This is a genomic window from Streptomyces sp. CB02959 (assembly GCF_002803155.1).
Classification (GTDB): Bacteria; Actinomycetota; Actinomycetes; order Streptomycetales; family Streptomycetaceae; genus Streptomyces.
Genome location: NZ_NNBP01000016.1, coordinates 53,285 through 68,335, shown reverse-complemented (window position 1 = coordinate 68,335; position 15,051 = coordinate 53,285). Strand labels below are relative to the sequence as shown.

Genomic DNA, 15,051 nt, shown 5'->3' with positions numbered 1-15,051 from the left:
GTCTCATTCGGCTCGGTGTGTCGACGTCCATGACGGTACGCGCTGCGGTCTCAGGCGTTCCCATAACAGGCCTGAACCCAGGCGAACTTCTGCGAATACGGCGCTGACATGCGCCAACAGACTTGAGGGTGCGCGCGGAGGGCATTCGTCATCGCCGAGGCACCCCGGCGGTGGCATGTACCGCGCCTCACCATCCCCCCGATGCAGTGGTGCGGCATCGCTAGGCCCTTCGAATAGACCACGACGCTCTGCCCGTCCGGAGTCCACGTCGCGGGCATCCTCCGCTGGTCCGCAAAGTGATCCGAGCCAAGCGGCCTAGTGGCCGGTTCCGTCACCCAACGACTCCTCCGGCAGCGTCGCCGGGTTGTACTTGGCCGCCACCTTCCGGGACGCGCCCTCTCCCAGGAACAGGAGGACAAGGAACGTGATCGCGTCCACGGCCTGGTCATTCACCGCCACGTCCGCCACGGCGGGGATGTAGTGGCCCACCAGGACCAGGAGCGCGCCCAGGGCGGTCCGTACCCGGACCGGGTTGTCCCGGAGGGTCTGGCGGATGAGGTCGAACATGTCTCTCCCAACTTGTCGAACAATGCGCGGACGCTGTCGCGGAGTTCGGCCAGCGTCCCGGTGTTGTGGAGCACGTGGTCCGGCGTGACGCCGTCCAGCTCCAGTTCTGAGGGGTGCGTTCCGGCGTCACCGTCCAGGCCGGTGCCCGGCCGCTCCACCCGGACGACCACGGAGCCCTCCGCGCGGAGGGCGTCCAGCTCGTTGGCGTAGCGGGCGTCCGCCACGACGCATGGCATGTGCCATTCGCTGCCGTGGCGGACCTGGGCCAGGACCGGCCTGACTCAGAAATCCGGGTCGCGGTCGCGGACGGCCTGGCCGTACTCCTGAAGGAGCCGCCGGACCTCCCCCAGGGCCTTGGCGCCCTCCCACCCACCGTGGTTCTCCAGGGCGTCCTCCAGCCGGTGCTCCTCGTAGCGACAGCACGAGACGACCAGCGGGTTCAGGCGTACAAGGGCCGCTTTCAGTTCGTCGGCGAACGTCAGCCGGGTGAAACCGGCGTGGCGGACCAGGAGCTGGGCCACGGTGTCCTTCCCAGACCGGGCCTTGCCGACGAGAGCGATGTGGGGGTGGGGCATGAGTCCTCCAGGACAAGGGGCGGGTGTGTGCCCGGATGCACTGGGGGGCGTTCCGGTCGCCTTGACCAGGGCCGCGATCAGCGTGCCCAGGGAGGTGACTGCTGCCAGGGGCAGGGCGTAACGCCACCGCTCCAGGCCCCGCAGCCGGCTCTCATGGTCCGCCAGGGTCTGGGTGACCGCTTCGTGGGTCTGGGTCAGGCTCCGCACGTCGCCGCGCAGCGCCACCAGCTCGTCGTAGATCTCACGGGCTCCGATCATCACGGCGCCCAGCTCGTCGCGGTCGCTCACCTCTACCCCTTCACGGTGAACCCGTGCTTCGCGCCCAGCAGTCGCAGCGAGGCAATACCGGGGATGCCGTCCGGGGGGCCGCCGACGCGGGCCCGCTTCTGCCAGTTCGCGTACGCGATGCGGGTCATGGACCCGAACGAGCCGTCGCACCAGCGGGCGTCCAACAGGCCCTCTGCCCTCAGTGCCGACTCCACGGGGCGCACGTCGGCGGGGTAGGTGGTGCCGCCCTGGCCCCGGTCCGGGTCGCGGACGGCCGCCGCGCGGATGCGGGCCAGGGACACCACCGGCTTGACCTTGGCAGGAGGCTTGGCGCCCTTCTCCGGCACGGTGACCTTGTCGCCGGGGTGGATCACGTCAGGATTCTTCACCTGGGGATTGACGGCCAGGAGCGCGGCCAGGGAGACACCGGCGGATGCGGCGATCTTGCCCAGGGTCTGGCCGGCCTTCACCACCACCGTCTTGCCCTTCGACGATCCGGTGTGCGAGCCGGACGTGGCCGGCCCGGAGGCCGCCGCCTTGTAAGTGAACCCGCGCTTGTCCTTCAGGGCCGGGTCCGCGGTGGTCACGCCCTCGGCGTACTGCGGCAGGCCGTAGCCGTGGACGTAGGCGTCTCGACGGTTGCGGCGCTTGAGGTAGACGCCGTCTCCTTCCGCGCTGCCGCTCGTGTTCGTGTTGCCCTCAACGGTGGTGATCGTGTCCGCGTCGTACGCCACCACGATGCCGGTGTGCGAGTTTGCCGACCGGCCGTAGATCACCTGGGCGCCGATGGCGGGGTACGCGGAGTATCGGCCCTGGGAGCGGAACCACTGGTACGCCGTCCACACCGACGCGGTCACCGGGAACAACGACGCCGCGCCGGCCTGCCGGGCGCACCAGGAGACGAACGTGGCGCACCACGCCTGGTTCTGGGACCACTCCAGGCCCGGCACGGCCGGGCTGTAACGCTGGTGGTTGTTCCAGTGGCCCCCGCTGTATCCCTCGCGGTAGCCGATCTCTCCGCGCGCTATGCGGATCACGTCTGCGGCCTTCGCCAAGCCGCCCTCCTTCTGTCGTGCATGGAACGGCCCCACCGGTAGTGCCTGGCGGGGCCATGTGGTCGTGAGTGGGTCAGGCCGCGACGCCGTACAGCCGCTGGACACAGGCCCACACGATCGAGTTGGCTTTGGCGCGGGCCTGGAGCTTGATTTCCGGGTGCGCGCCGAACTGGTAGCCAGGGATCTTGAACGTTGCCTGGATGGGTTTGCCGGCGGAGCCGGAGGCCACGGTCTGGCCGTCCACGGTGATGCGGATATCCCCGCCGGCCCCGTTGGCCAACGCCTGCGCGAAAACCTCCATCCGCGGGTGCTGGACCTCAGGCCAGGCAATTTGGAGATCCGTCCAGTCTGTGGCCTTGGTGGAAGGCCAGTTGACTGCCTGGGCCGGGCTCATCACGACGGGCAGATGCGGGCGGGCCAGGCCGCCACCCACCACGTCCTCCGAGAGAAGTTCATTTCCCTGGGCGTCCTTGATGCGGACGGCCTGGGCCTGCCCTTCCGCGGTGGTGCCGTTCCACACCGACAGAGCCTCACTGCCATCGCGGCGCCGGACAACCAGGGCGTGTTCACCCGCGATGGGGCCGACTTCCCCGACACGGAACGTTTCCTTGCCGCCGGGCTGCCGAACGGAGAGGCTGCCGCCCTCCCCGATCTTCACGTCACCGTGGAGAACCTGGTTCATGGCCGGCCGCCGGTTCGCGGCCGTGGTCAGCATCCGCAGCTCCGCCTCCAGGCGCCGGATGCGGTCGGTCAGATCCTGAGGAATGATCGCCACTAGGCCGCCTCCAAATACAGCTCCGCGGACTCTTGTTGGCCACGCTGGTCAGGGGTAACGCTCAGCCCGACGACACGGAACGTGGCGTCCAGGCCGTCGGAGAACCAGGTGTCGCGGATGCGGAGCCGGACGGTTGCGCCGATGAGCGCGGGCGTCACTTCGCCGTCCAGACGAACCCGAATCGACGGGATCACCACCGGCTCCTTGGCGCGGGCCAGGTCGGCCTTTGCGTGCTCGTTCAACGTGGTCAGCCGCTCCACGGTGGTGTAGTCGCTGTGCCCGTCCAGGCGGGACCACCCCTCCTTCAGCTTCTCGGGGTAGGACCACTCCGTGGACAGCAGGGGGTTCGACTGTTCGGCCTGGTTCTGGTTGTCGGTCGCGCCTCGGCTCTGCCAGGTGTTGGCCATGCCGGTGGCGTCCTGCGGCCAGGAGTAGGCCAGGACGTTGCCGGGGTACGTCAGCATCACCGGCACCGCACCAGACCGGATCTTCGGGTAACCGAGCTGAAGTCGCTTCACGCGCTCGCCGGTCTCCGCCTCCCGGTAGACCTGGACGCGCCACTCAAAGCCACCGTCGACGGCCGCCAGCCGGTCCAGGGCCTCCCGTACCGGGGTCGCGTCGTACCGGGAGTACGTCCGGTCCCGAAGAACACCGGACGTGCCGGTGTAGTCGATGCGGATGCCGATGTCCCCGCCGGCCTTGTTCGCGGCGTAGGCCGCCAGCTCCCGGGCGATGTCGAGCTGGTCCATCTGGCGGGCCTCCAGGGTGTCCCGGATTTCGCGGCGGTCCCAGTAGGAGTCAAAGGTGGCCGCTTGGAGGGCGACCGTTGCCGAGCCGCGCTCGTCTACGGCGGGCGTGGCCGTCCAGACGATGCCGCCCCACCACAGGTCACGGCCCCGCTCCACCCACAGCGCCGTCCGGCCGGGCACCACGGCCGCCTTGATTCGGGCAGCCGTCGCAGCATCCGGCACCGCGAGGGTCCCGCGTAGCGATCCGGTGCGGCCGATGTAGTCGTCGAAGGCGGCCTGTTGGACGGAGAGCACGTCCAGGAGCTGGTCCGTGCGCAAGTCCGTGAACAGGAACCGGTAGCCGGCCGGGTGGAGGGCGCTGGTCATGCTGGGCCCTGCCACCGCAGCGCGGCGTAGCTGTACCGCCCGGGGACGCTGTCCAGGGCAGTCGCTGAGTAGACGTTCACCTCGATGAAGTCGCCGGCCTGGAGCACGACGGGGAGGGCGGTGGCGTGCCCTTGCCCACCGTTGGACCGGGCGATGAACGACATGTGCCATTCCCCGACGCCGGCGTTCTTGGTGACGGTTACGCGTGCCTGTTCGGCACCACCGGGCCACGTCTGCTGGGCGTACACGGTGTAGAGCCCCCCGACAGGGGCCACGAGGCGCGTGGGGTTCGTCGGCGTCCACATCGATGCGTCGGTACACGCATCGACGCCGCTCCAGCGAACGGGGGTGTAGCGGTTCGCCGCCAGGTTGTAGGCGTCGGTCTTGCGGACGGCCACGTAATGGCGCTCCGCCACACTGCGCCAGCTCTCGCCGTCCCAGCGTTCCAGGCCACGGCTGTTGTCCCGGTACTGGCCGGGGTACGCGCCGCCGTAGTTCAGGCTCCAGCCACCGGCCTGGATGCCGCCCAGGGACACGGTGGTCCGGCGACGGTCGGAGACGGCGGTGGCCCAGTCGATCCCGCCCGTACCGGCTGAAGTGCCAGCGGGCACCGTGATCTCGTACAGCTTCTCTGCCGTGCCGGAGGCCGCGGGAGCCTCCGGCGTGGCGGACGGGGTGCCCTGCGCGACGACCAGGGCGGCCGTGGACTGGTCCGACCCGTCGTAGGCGGAGTCGTCGACCCGCAGGAGGACGCTGTCCTTCCGCGGATACTGCGCGTCTCCGTCCGCGATCGTCAGCGTCTCCGGCTCCGTGACCGCCACCGGATACGCCCCCTGTACGGAACTACCGCTGATCAGGGCCCGGCCCGTGCCGATCGTGCATTGCATCGCGCCGGCCGCAGTCAACGCGAACGGAGTTCCGCCGGGGACGACGCCGCCGCGCGAGGTGAGTTCGGCCTGCGGGGTCCAGGTGCCGAGGGGGACCAGTCGGGTGTCCGCCCGGGTCTGTCCGCCGCCCGGGGAGTCCCGGTTGACCAGCCAACCACTACGTACAGTCATGTTGCCTTTCACCAGAAAGCGGACCGCCACCGCACGGTGACGGACGCCAAGGGGTCGTAGAAACCGGGCGCGGCCCGGAAGGCCAGGACGGAAACCCCGGGGTCGAACGTGAACGTCTGCTCCGGCACGCTGGACGCGGTCACGGTGTAGAGCCGTGACGCGGTGCCGTTGAGGACGGCGGTCCCCTCGTCGCAGTCGATACGCAGGACGTCGGACTCCGTGAGGGTGATGTCGTACTCCAGGCGCCAACCGGTGTGGAGCTGGAGGAGCGAGGGACGGACCACGGGGCCCCGGAACTCCACGACCGGATGTGTCGGGGCCTCGCCGAGGTTGGGCGCCGCGAGGGTGCCGGTGGACCCGGTGATGCCCCACTCCAGGGGGTGGTCCAGGCCGTCCGTCCAGTCCAGGCCGGGTTCCGGGGCCGGTAGCCCGCAGGTGATGCGGTTCTCCTGCAGTTCGTACCGGCGGGGGTCGGAGCACTCCCACACCACCGACCCGTACGGCTCCCCTCGGGTGTATCGGCGGTCCGCCGGCAGGGCCCGCCGGGTCACCCGTCCCCGCATCAGCCGCCGGGCTCCGGCGAGTTGAACTACCAGGTCCTGCTCCCGCTGGGTCGGAGCGGTCGCCCGGCGGAGGTCGGCCAGGAGCGTGGGGTAACGCTCCATGCTGTCCGGCAGAACCATGAAGTCGAACTGAAGGGTGCGGGTGCCGGCCAGGAGATGGCCGGGCCAGCCCCCGTGTTGGGTGGGGCGGAGCACGGTGGCCGACTCCACGTCGGGGAGGTCGTCCCATCCGGTCAGTTGCTCGCCCACGTACTCCGTGGTCTCTCCCATGAGCAGACCCGCGAACTCGATCTGCCCGTCTTGGGTGACCTGGTCCCCCGCTGCATTCAGTAGTTGTGGCACGTCACCCCCTTGCCTTCATGAGCCAATCCAGTTCACGCGCGACCTGGGCAGGCTGCATGTCGCCAGCGTGAAAGTTCTCGATCGTGATTGCGGCCGACGAGCGGCCGCTTGTCGGACCGGGCCGGACCTGTTCGGCTTGGGCCAGTACCGGCCGGGCCCCGACCATGGCCGGGATATCTGCGGTAATGCCGCCCAACTGCCGTTTGAGCTGGGGGACCTGGTCCTGGATTCCCTTCATGAACCCCGTCAGCAGGAGGCGGCCGTTCGGGGTCAGGATGCGGGCGTCCAGCTCCGCCGGGCCCTTCCAGTCCGGCAGCATGGACGTGATGCTCCCCAGCTTGTTCTTCAGGCTGGTGATCATGGACGAGATGCCGTCGATGAAGCCGCGGATCAGGGAAGCGCCAGCGTTCCAGAGGGTGGAGCCCAGGTTGCCCAGGGCGTCCCGGGCCCGGCCGGGAAGGCTGCGGATGGTCGCAACGGCGGACGAGATGCCGGAGGAGATCCGGTCACCCATGGACGACAGGCCGGAGCGGGCCGCCGAGACGATGTTGGAGCCCATGGTCTTGACCTGCGCCCACGCCCGTGACGCCAGGTCCGCGAAGTAGCCGACCACGGCGGAAACTCCGGACAGGACAACGGAGCCAATCTTGGTGAAGATGCTCCCGAAGAACGAAGCCAGCCCCGACAGTGCCGACTTGGCCGCGTCCAGCGCTCCGGAGAAGTCGCCACGCAGCAACGCCACGATGGCATTGATCGCCGGGACCACGATGGTGGTGATGTACTTCGACGCCAATTCGGCCAGGACACCGGCCACCTTGCCCACCAGCGTGATCACCGGCGTAATGACCGGAACGAGGGCCTTAAGGGCACCGGCCAGCAACGTGCCCAGGGCGGTGATCAGCGGGCCGCAGGCGACCAGGAGTTCGCCCAGTGCCTTTCCGATCGTCGCCAGGGCAGGCGCCAGGGCGCTGATCAGCTGGCCCACCAGGTCACCCAGGATCGGCGCCAGTTCTCCGATCACCGAAAGGATCGGTCCCAGGATGCTCGGAAGCTGGGCCAGGATCGGCTTCAAGGCCGTCAGCAGGGCTCCAGCGATCTTCGCCACCAGGCCGCCGACAATCTCCAGCACCGGCCCCAAGGCCCCGGCCAGTTGGCTGATGAGCTGGGCGGCGATCGGCAGGATTGAGGCCAGGGCCTGGGCGACCACCTTGACCACCGGGGCCAGGCCGGCCCCCAGGCTCTGGGCCAGTTGAACGAAGACCGGGGCCAGGGTTCCGGCCGCGCTCTGCATCGGCCCGGCCAGGGCCGTGACCAGCGTGTTCAACAGCGGCATGGCTACCTTCAGCGCACCGCCCAGCACCTGGGACACGGCCTTGCCGACCGCCGACACGGTCTCGAACAGGGCCCGGAACGTCTCCTGGGCCTCCGGTGTAGCCGTGATCCGCGCAGCCGTGGCTGCCAGCTCCGAGAGGACCTGAAGGGCCCCGCCTCCGGCGTCGGCCGCTGCGCCCAGGACGTTGCCCAGGGCCCGGCCGATGTTGGCCAGGGTGCTGCCGAACTCCTTGGCCACGCCTACGGCCGCCTCGATGCCGCGTTGCATGGCGCCGGACTCAAACGACCGGTCCATCTTGGCCCGGAGGCGGTCCAGGCCCTGGCCCATGGAGGCCGTCATCCGCTCCCACGTCGGGGCCGCCGCCGCGCCGAGCTGGACCAGGCCCTGAAGGACCGTTCCGGGCAAGCCCTTCATGTTCTGAAGGCCCCGGGTCGCCCCGCTGAGGGCCTTGCCCAGCGCACCGTCCTGGGCCAGCGTGCGGGCCGTGGCCAGGGTGTCCTTGCCCATGGCGTTCAGTGCGGAGGCGGTGCCGGACAGCTCCGTCCGCAGCACGGGCAGGACCGCGTTCGCGGTCCGGGTGAGGGTGTCGCCCAGGCCCTGGAACAGTGAGCCTTGGACGGACCGCTTCACCTCGTCCCACGCTGGCCCCAGGGCTTTGGTCTGCGTGACGAAGTCCTGGGCAGCAGGGGCTAGTTCGGCCATGGCCTCTGCGTCGCCGGCCAAAGCGTCGCCTAGGCCGGACATGCCGACCTTCAGGGCCACGCCCGCCGATGCCAGGGCCAGGACGGCCGGCGCGGCGATCGCAGCCGAGGGGCCCATGGAGGCGATGGAGGACGACAGTCCCGCCACCGCCGGGATGCTGGAGGCGGCGGTGGACAGCTTGCCCAGCGTCCCCACCAGGGACAGCACCTTGCGGCCGGCACCGCCGGAGCTGTCTCCCACGTTGGATACGTCCCGGGCCAGCGTGGCCAGCCGGTCCCGGTCCGCTTCGACGCGGCCGGGAATCGTCATCGGCGGCCGGATGCGCGCCAGCTCTCTGCGCAGCCTGGCGATTTCCCGTTCGGAAACCTCCAGGCGGATGCCAAGGCCAGCGTTCGCACCCTGGAGGCGTTCGCGGAGTCGTGAACGGAACTCCGAAAGGTCCGGGTCGACGTTCACGCGAACCCGAGCGCGGACCCGCGCCAACTTGGCGTTCAGCCTCTCCCGGAACCCGTCCAGGTCCGGGACGGCCTGGACCTGGACGCGGGCCCGCCGCTCGATGCGGTCAAGGTAGCGCTGGAGGCTGACGGCGAAGTTCGACGTGTCGGGAAGGACGCGGATCGAAAGGCGCCCTACCTCGCGGCCTCCGGGGCCGGCCATGAGTTACCCCCTGGTGCAATGGGTTTGGCCAAGGGGTGCGTGGACAGGTCGAGGCGTGGCCGCTCGTGCTTGTCCGCCTTGGCCTGTGGAACGTTGACGGGCGTGGGTTCCCGTTTGAGGCGTCCGCCGCTCACCCGGACGTTGTTGGCGTCGGCGAAGCGCACGGCGCCCAACAGAGCGGCCAGCAGGCGTGTTTGCACCGTCCAACCACGATGCTCGGGCCCGCCGGCCAGCGATGCGGCCAGGGCGGAGCCCGGGGGCAGATGCTCGGACAGGTGCCAGGCCCGGCGGGGCGTGAGGGCGCCCCGCCACACGTCGGCCAGGTCCAGGCCGTAGTAGCGCTGGAGGTCCGCCCGGAGCGCCGCGCCGTGGCCCTGGACTATCAGCTGTCCGAGCGCGGAGCTTCCCCCACCTGGGTCTCCTCCTGCCACTCACCGACGGTGCGGACGAACACGGCCAGCGGCCAGTCCTTCATCTCCGTCTTCAGCGCGGCCGGGTCGTCGGCCACCAGGAGGAGCAGGTCACGGATCTTCGGGACCAACTCCTCCAGGTCCTCCGATCCGGTCTCACCGAAGCGCGCGAGGATGGCGCGGGCCGCCTTCAGGCCGTCGTCGGGAAGCATGAGGATGTTGCGGAGGTGAACCGTTTCGCCGGCCCGTGTCTCCAGCGACAGAGCCTCGTACTCCGCCGCAGCTTCCGCCATCATGTCCGCGCAAGAAAGCGCCAAGGGTCGTCTCCGCAGGTCGCGTTGGTGGTCCCAGGAATGAGTCCTCCGCCCGGAGGGACCGGCCAGGCGGAAGAGGTTTGCGGATCTGTCGGCCGAGGGGTTCGCTAGTCGCTGGCCAATGGGTGGTGTGACCCGCTCGCATCGACGTCGTTGCGGCCGGTGTGGGGCGACCAGGCGGACAGCCTTTAGGGCGTGCCGGGCGGGTCAGGCCCACGCCTGGCACGAAGGTGAGCGGGTGGTGCGCATCACGTGAGCTGGAATCGATCCTGAAGCACGGCCAGCCCCGAGGTTGTCAACCGCCCGCAACTCTTACCTTCGTGTGGGTTACAACGTTTCCAGTCTCTTGACTGCATGGCGGCGGCCCGCCTGCTCCACATCCAGAAGGGATGAAAATTACTAAACGGCGATTTTTGGATGATCTAAGAATTCAATCCATATACCAGTCCGTTTGGGTATCTCGGTCCGGCAGCAAGCTCCCTCTGCACCGTTCCAAGCGAAGGGACACGAAGATGGCTGACTGGCTGCAAGTCTCTGGTGGTCTCACGACGATCTCGGTGGGGTCCAGGACCCACGTGTGGGGGGTGAACTCCCTCGGGCAGATCTACCGGTACACCGGATACGACTCGAATCCGTGGATCGGCATCCCCGGCAAAGCCGTCGACATCGGCGTGGCCGCCGACGGGACCGTCTGGCACGTCAACGCCGACGGCGGCATCTACCGCTACACCGGAGACCAGGGCTCCACCCCCTGGGTCAACATCTCCGGCGGCCTCACCCGGATCTCGGTCGGATCCAGGACCCACGTGTGGGGGGTGAACTCCCTCGGGCAGATCTACCGGTACACCGGATACGACTCGAACCCGTGGATCGGCATCCCCGGCAAAGCCGTCGACATCGGGGTAGCCGCCGACGGGACCGTCTGGCACGTCAACGCCGACGGCGGCATCTACCGCTACACCGGAGACCAGGGCTCCACCCCCTGGGTCAACATCTCCGGCGGCCTCACCCGGATCTCGGTCGGATCCAGGACCCACGTGTGGGGGGTGAACTCCCTGGGCCAGATCTACCGGTACACCGGGTACGACTCGAACCCGTGGATCGGCATCCCCGGCAAAGCCGTCGACATCGGGGTAGCCGCCGACGGGACCGTCTGGCACGTCAACGCCGACGGCGGGATCTACCGCTACACCGGAGACCAGCCGAGCTGATCTCAGGAAGCAGATCCGAGAGGCCCCCCGCCGAGAGTGCAGGGGCCTCTCGCCCCATTCCGCGGGCAACGCCACAACTCACCGATCCAGCTATGGCTACGCCACCGGGCACCACCTAATCGCCGCTGTGCGGCGGGGGCGTCGGAGCCGCGACCTGGGTCCATTCACCGATGGCGCCGCCCAGTGTCGCGGAGCCCAGGAAAGTTCCCTTGATCGGGAAGGACACGAAATCGTCGCTGGACATGCCCACCGTGTCGGAGCCCAGGAGAGAGACACGCGGGTGGTACAGCGGCAGATAGTTGGTGCCGTCCACCAGGACCACCAACAGTGCCTTGGTCTGCGGGGTGGGCGTGGCCGGGATGCGGAACGACTTGTCCGCCTGGACGGCTGCCGGGCCCGCGCCGAAGTAGAGCTGATAGGTCAGGGCCGTGGCCTGGATGGACTGGAAGGTGACGGAGTACGTCACGTCCGGGGTCGTCGCGCGGAGCTTGGCGTTCTGCCAACTGCCCTTGATCTCCGGATCGTCGCCGTCTCGGCCGAACTCAGGCAGGGCGTCAAGCTTGGTGTGCCCGATGCTCTCCCACGCACCGCCCGGGTTGGTCGGGTCGGCCAGGTCGCCGGGCTTCTCGGTATCGGGGTCAGCGATGAAGATGTAGCCGCCGGCCGGGACGATGGCGGCGTTGTCGATCAGAGCCAAACTGTTCTCCAGGGGTAGGTTCAGAGGGGCCGCGCGGTCACGCGGTAGGTGGCCTGGAACCGGAACAGGTCCGGCCCGGCCGGCGGGTCGCCCACGCGGATCTCCGCCGGCCCCGACACGTCCTCGAACCGGCTCAGGTAGCCGTCGACACCGCGGAATTGCGCTCTGCACCCCTCCGCCAGGGCAACCCGGGCCGTGCGGGCCAGCCGGGAAGCGTCGCGCCGGTCGACGGCGGCGCACTGCACGTCGATCAGGGCCACGTCGATGCCCTGCGGGGTGGCCGTGCCGCCCGACACGCGGCGGGCCACCACCAGCGGTAGCCGGTCGGCCCAGTCGGCGGGCCAGCCCACGCGCACCGTGGCGCCGCTCAGGCCCTGGCGGAGGGCGTCGGTCACCAGGGCGTCCACGTCGGGTAGTACCGGCCTCATAGGCCCGCCTCAATGGCGTGGATACCGGACACCCACGTTAGGCCGTCACGGGCCCAATGCCCGTAGTTGATCGCGTACACCGCCGGGTCCTCCAAGGTCACCGTGGAGTCCGTCCGGTTCGTGCGGACCCGGGTGTGGGCCGCCAAGGCCCCGGTGTGCCGGTGGGCCTCGACCACGGCTCGGACCCGGTCGGCCCGCTCGTCCAGTTCGTCCGCGACCGCGTCCCGAACGCCCCGCAGGTGCGCCACGATGCTGTCCGTGTTGGGCTTCACCGTCGCCATGGGCTCACCCTCGTTTCCGTATCGTCGCCACGTCGTGGGCCAGGCGCCGGGAGCCGCCGAAGCGCTGGGGTTCCCCGACCACGGCCCACCTGGCCCCGGCCCACTCGACGCGGGACCAGGGCCCAGCCGGCAGGGACCGGGCGTACACGCGGTACTCGGTGCCGGTCAGGTATCCCGGCTCTCCGCTCTCATCGGCCGTGGCCGGGAGGACCCGGGCCCGCAGTGTCACCGGCTGACCGTGGCCCGGCTTGGTGCCGCCGTACCCGTCGTCCACGTCCACCGTGGGGTAGACCGTGAGCACGTCCGGGCCGGAGTCCAGGAGGCTCACAGCGAACCCCCTAGGGACTCCACCGGCACCGCGAACACACTGGACGCACCGACGGCCGCGCGAATCAACCGGGCTTCACCATCAGTGAGGCCGGCGCCGACGGGCAGTGACGCCGGAAGCTGGTACTGGTAGGCGCCTTGCAGCTCCGACCGATACCCCTCCGGGTTCCTCACCCGCCGCTCAGCAGCCGCCAGCGTGACCGCCACCGCAATGGCCGGGGCCTTGGCCGGGTCGGGCCAGGCATCCCCGTAGGCCCGCACGGTGGCGGAGGCATCCGCTAGAGCCGCCTCCGCCTGCGCCCGTTCCTCACCGGCCAGTAGGCGGCCCAGACGCTGTTCCAGGGCCGCCACATCCGCCAGCGGGGTCATGCGGCCCCCTACTTGTCCACCGGGGGCTTCGACGGGACCGGCATGTCCAGGCGGACCGCGCGGACCAGCTTCTTAGCGTTGCCAATCTTGTCGGTCATGACGTTGTACCCGGCGTAGACGTTCAGGATGGAGCGGTCCCGCAGCTTGGCCGCGTCGTAGTCGCGCACCCATCGCATGGACAGGCCGTTGTAGGACTGGCTGGAGCCGCTGGTGACACCGGCTGGAATCGCCGGGGCGCGGGTGGCCAGCACGAACGCCGACGGAACGAACGCGTACGCAGCGCGCGGGCTGATCGCGTTGGACACCACCAGATCGAACCCGGCCAGCCGGCCCAGGGTCGCCGAGCGGAGAGCCGAGTCCGAGCCGGACTTGGACACGTCGTTGATGCGGCCGGACTTCAGCAGGGCGGTTTCCACGTCCGCGCCCATCAGGATCGTGCGGCCCTCGGTGGGAACGTTTGCCTTGTTGAGCGTGGCGCGGGCGTCCACGATGCCTAGCCACGGGTCCGCCTCGTCCACCGTGACGGTGTTGGCGTAGTTGGCGCCCTCGATCATCGACGCCACACCCGTGTCAATCGCCTTGGCCACGGCATTGACCTGGGGCTGGAGGACCTGGGATCCGAAGTCCCGGATATCCAGGGTCAGTTCCTCATCCGTGACCGCGATGGCGGAATAGATGTCCTTATTGAGCTGGACCGTGGTGTAGTCCTCCGCCAGCTCGTCCAGGACGATGTCCGAGCTGCGGTCGTTGCGCCACTCGTATTCGCGGGCTGTGGTGGTCGCCGGAATCCGGATGGTGACCGTGTCGTTCTTGGCGCCGGTGAAATCGAAGCCGCCGTTCGTCCACACCAGACGTGAGAGGATCATTTCCCACTCAAGAAGACCCAAGGCCATTGCCGCAATCTTCTCGGACTTCAGAAAGCTGTTAGCCATGTGCTCCGCTCAGGGCTGGGGCCCCGGGCCAGCACACGACGCTGCAGCCAAGGGCCCTTGGATAATGAAATCCCTTGGTTTTGGTGCCACTTAAGGAATGCCAGCCGCTACCGTACTGGGCAGCTACCAAAGGCGCCTGACCACTCGCGTCGATGCAACGAGATTGATCAACTTGCCGAAGCCCTCGGACGTCGCAAGCTGGTAGGAGAAGCCCTCACACCGGGAGTAGCTGCCATGGCGAATATATATCGTAAGAGCGAGCCCGAAACTCGTGAGGTCGAAGTTTTTGGACTCGACCTGCACGAGGAGGATCGGGAAGCTCTGCGCGCCGACCCGGATAAGTTCATTCGGGAATTGCTCGAGCCTGAGATACAGAAAGTAAACGGTGTATCCCTCGATGTGGAGTTGACCAACAGCCTGGCAAACGGTGGGCCTTTCGCCTCGTACATAGTCCACCACACAGTGAGCGGGGAGTTTGCATCCGACGTCGAGGTCACCCGGCGCGAGGAGTAATGGGCACCGGTCGGCCCGCCGTAAAATCCGGCTCATAAGCCGCCTTACCGGCGGGCGCGCGGGATGCTGGCAGCCAGCTCTCCCGGGTCGCTGGGGGCGGCCATGGCCGACGGGTCGAGTCCGCCTCGGCCCACGCCGTCCCCGCGGCTGTGGAACAGCTCCGCCAGCGCCTTGGCGTCCGTCTCGCGGGCGTCGTCATCCGCGCCGGAGATCCGGGCCGCCAGAGCGTCCGGAAGGCTGTACTTCCGGGCCAGGCGCTCCCGGTGGAGGTCCATTTCCAGCTCCGCCGCCCGGTCCGCTACCGCCTGGAACTCCTCCGGTGTCTTGGCCGCCTTCAGGGCCTCCGCCGTCTCCCGCGCCTTGACCCGGTAGCGGGCCGCTTGGTCACGGGCTGCCTTCAGCTCCGCGCGGAGGCCGTCGGCGTCGAGCTCTTGGCCCTCGTTCTCCGCCTCCGGTGTCTCCGTTGGGACTGGGGTCTTCTGGCCGTCGTTGTCAGTCGGAACATGCTCCGGCTGGGCGTCGGTCGGGGTCGGGGTGGGGTTCTCCGCCATGTGGTGGCC

At 69.0% G+C, this 15,051-nt stretch carries 19 protein-coding genes; 2 read left to right on the top strand and 17 right to left on the bottom strand.

Going from position 1 to position 15,051, the window contains the following annotated elements; translation table 11 throughout:
* Positions 1-315: 315 nt before the first annotated feature.
* From CG747_RS24825 to CG747_RS24785, 10 genes are all read right to left on the bottom strand, one after another.
* Complete coding sequence (locus CG747_RS24825; protein WP_100604031.1) at positions 316-567, bottom strand: hypothetical protein; 252 nt, start codon at positions 565-567, stop codon at positions 316-318.
* A 281-nt stretch (positions 568-848) separates the two neighbouring features.
* Positions 849-1,430: a hypothetical protein gene (locus CG747_RS49800; protein ID WP_257980699.1), complete on the bottom strand. Its 582-nt coding sequence runs from the start codon at positions 1,428-1,430 to the stop codon at positions 849-851.
* A 2-nt stretch (positions 1,431-1,432) separates the two neighbouring features.
* Complete coding sequence (locus CG747_RS24815) at positions 1,433-2,464, bottom strand: LysM peptidoglycan-binding domain-containing protein (RefSeq protein ID WP_100604030.1); 1,032 nt, start codon at positions 2,462-2,464, stop codon at positions 1,433-1,435.
* A gap of 73 nt (positions 2,465-2,537) precedes the next feature.
* Positions 2,538-3,239: a hypothetical protein gene (locus CG747_RS24810; RefSeq protein WP_100604029.1), complete on the bottom strand. Its 702-nt coding sequence runs from the start codon at positions 3,237-3,239 to the stop codon at positions 2,538-2,540.
* A complete protein-coding gene (locus CG747_RS24805) occupies positions 3,239-4,354 on the bottom strand; it encodes a hypothetical protein (RefSeq protein ID WP_100604028.1) in 1,116 nt (371 codons plus the stop codon). The genes CG747_RS24810 and CG747_RS24805 overlap by 1 nt, the downstream gene beginning before the upstream one ends.
* Positions 4,351-5,412, bottom strand: coding sequence for a hypothetical protein (locus CG747_RS24800; protein ID WP_100604027.1), 1,062 nt, complete (start codon positions 5,410-5,412; stop codon positions 4,351-4,353). Before CG747_RS24800 ends, CG747_RS24805 begins: the two co-directional genes overlap by 4 nt.
* Positions 5,413-5,420: 8 nt before the next feature.
* On the bottom strand, positions 5,421-6,317 hold the full coding sequence (locus tag CG747_RS24795; RefSeq protein WP_100604026.1) for a phage tail protein: 897 nt from the start codon (positions 6,315-6,317) through the stop codon (positions 5,421-5,423).
* Position 6,318: 1 nt separating this feature from the next.
* Complete coding sequence (locus CG747_RS24790) at positions 6,319-9,009, bottom strand: hypothetical protein (protein ID WP_100604025.1); 2,691 nt, start codon at positions 9,007-9,009, stop codon at positions 6,319-6,321.
* Positions 8,982-9,440, bottom strand: coding sequence for a hypothetical protein (locus CG747_RS47435; protein WP_146022156.1), 459 nt, complete (start codon positions 9,438-9,440; stop codon positions 8,982-8,984). Before CG747_RS47435 ends, CG747_RS24790 begins: the two co-directional genes overlap by 28 nt.
* Entirely contained in the window at positions 9,392-9,715 is a 324-nt protein-coding gene (locus tag CG747_RS24785; RefSeq protein WP_180985695.1) for a phage tail assembly protein, read from the bottom strand. Before CG747_RS24785 ends, CG747_RS47435 begins: the two co-directional genes overlap by 49 nt.
* Positions 9,716-10,122: 407 nt before the next feature.
* Between CG747_RS24785 and CG747_RS24780 the strand changes: the two genes are divergently transcribed.
* The gene (locus CG747_RS24780; RefSeq protein ID WP_219621534.1) at positions 10,123-10,944 is read left to right on the top strand and encodes a tectonin domain-containing protein; all 822 of its coding nucleotides are present in this window, start codon (positions 10,123-10,125) and stop codon (positions 10,942-10,944) included.
* Between the two features lie 115 nt (positions 10,945-11,059).
* Here CG747_RS24780 and CG747_RS24775 read toward each other — a convergent pair whose 3' ends face one another.
* From CG747_RS24775 to CG747_RS24750, 6 genes are read right to left on the bottom strand one after another with little or no spacing between them, the layout of a single operon-like run.
* Positions 11,060-11,641: a hypothetical protein gene (locus CG747_RS24775; protein WP_100604023.1), complete on the bottom strand. Its 582-nt coding sequence runs from the start codon at positions 11,639-11,641 to the stop codon at positions 11,060-11,062.
* 20 nt (positions 11,642-11,661) lie between these two features.
* Positions 11,662-12,069 carry a hypothetical protein gene (locus CG747_RS24770; protein ID WP_180985694.1) on the bottom strand — a complete coding sequence of 136 codons (408 nt, stop codon included), beginning with the start codon at positions 12,067-12,069 and terminating at the stop codon, positions 11,662-11,664.
* Entirely contained in the window at positions 12,066-12,350 is a 285-nt protein-coding gene (locus tag CG747_RS24765; protein ID WP_100604022.1) for a DUF5403 family protein, read from the bottom strand. The genes CG747_RS24770 and CG747_RS24765 overlap by 4 nt, the downstream gene beginning before the upstream one ends.
* Positions 12,351-12,354: 4 nt before the next feature.
* Positions 12,355-12,678 carry a hypothetical protein gene (locus CG747_RS24760; RefSeq protein ID WP_100604021.1) on the bottom strand — a complete coding sequence of 108 codons (324 nt, stop codon included), beginning with the start codon at positions 12,676-12,678 and terminating at the stop codon, positions 12,355-12,357.
* Positions 12,675-13,046 carry a hypothetical protein gene (locus CG747_RS24755; RefSeq protein WP_100604020.1) on the bottom strand — a complete coding sequence of 124 codons (372 nt, stop codon included), beginning with the start codon at positions 13,044-13,046 and terminating at the stop codon, positions 12,675-12,677. Before CG747_RS24755 ends, CG747_RS24760 begins: the two co-directional genes overlap by 4 nt.
* 8 nt (positions 13,047-13,054) lie before the next feature.
* Positions 13,055-13,978 carry a P22 phage major capsid protein family protein gene (locus CG747_RS24750; RefSeq protein WP_100604019.1) on the bottom strand — a complete coding sequence of 308 codons (924 nt, stop codon included), beginning with the start codon at positions 13,976-13,978 and terminating at the stop codon, positions 13,055-13,057.
* A 234-nt stretch (positions 13,979-14,212) separates the two neighbouring features.
* On the opposite strand from CG747_RS24750, the gene CG747_RS47430 reads away from it, so the two are divergent.
* Positions 14,213-14,491: a hypothetical protein gene (locus tag CG747_RS47430; RefSeq protein ID WP_146022155.1), complete on the top strand. Its 279-nt coding sequence runs from the start codon at positions 14,213-14,215 to the stop codon at positions 14,489-14,491.
* A gap of 44 nt (positions 14,492-14,535) precedes the next feature.
* Here the strand turns inward: CG747_RS47430 and CG747_RS24740 are convergent, their stop codons facing one another.
* Positions 14,536-15,042, bottom strand: coding sequence for a hypothetical protein (locus tag CG747_RS24740; RefSeq protein ID WP_100604017.1), 507 nt, complete (start codon positions 15,040-15,042; stop codon positions 14,536-14,538).
* Positions 15,043-15,051: the final 9 nt, after the last annotated feature.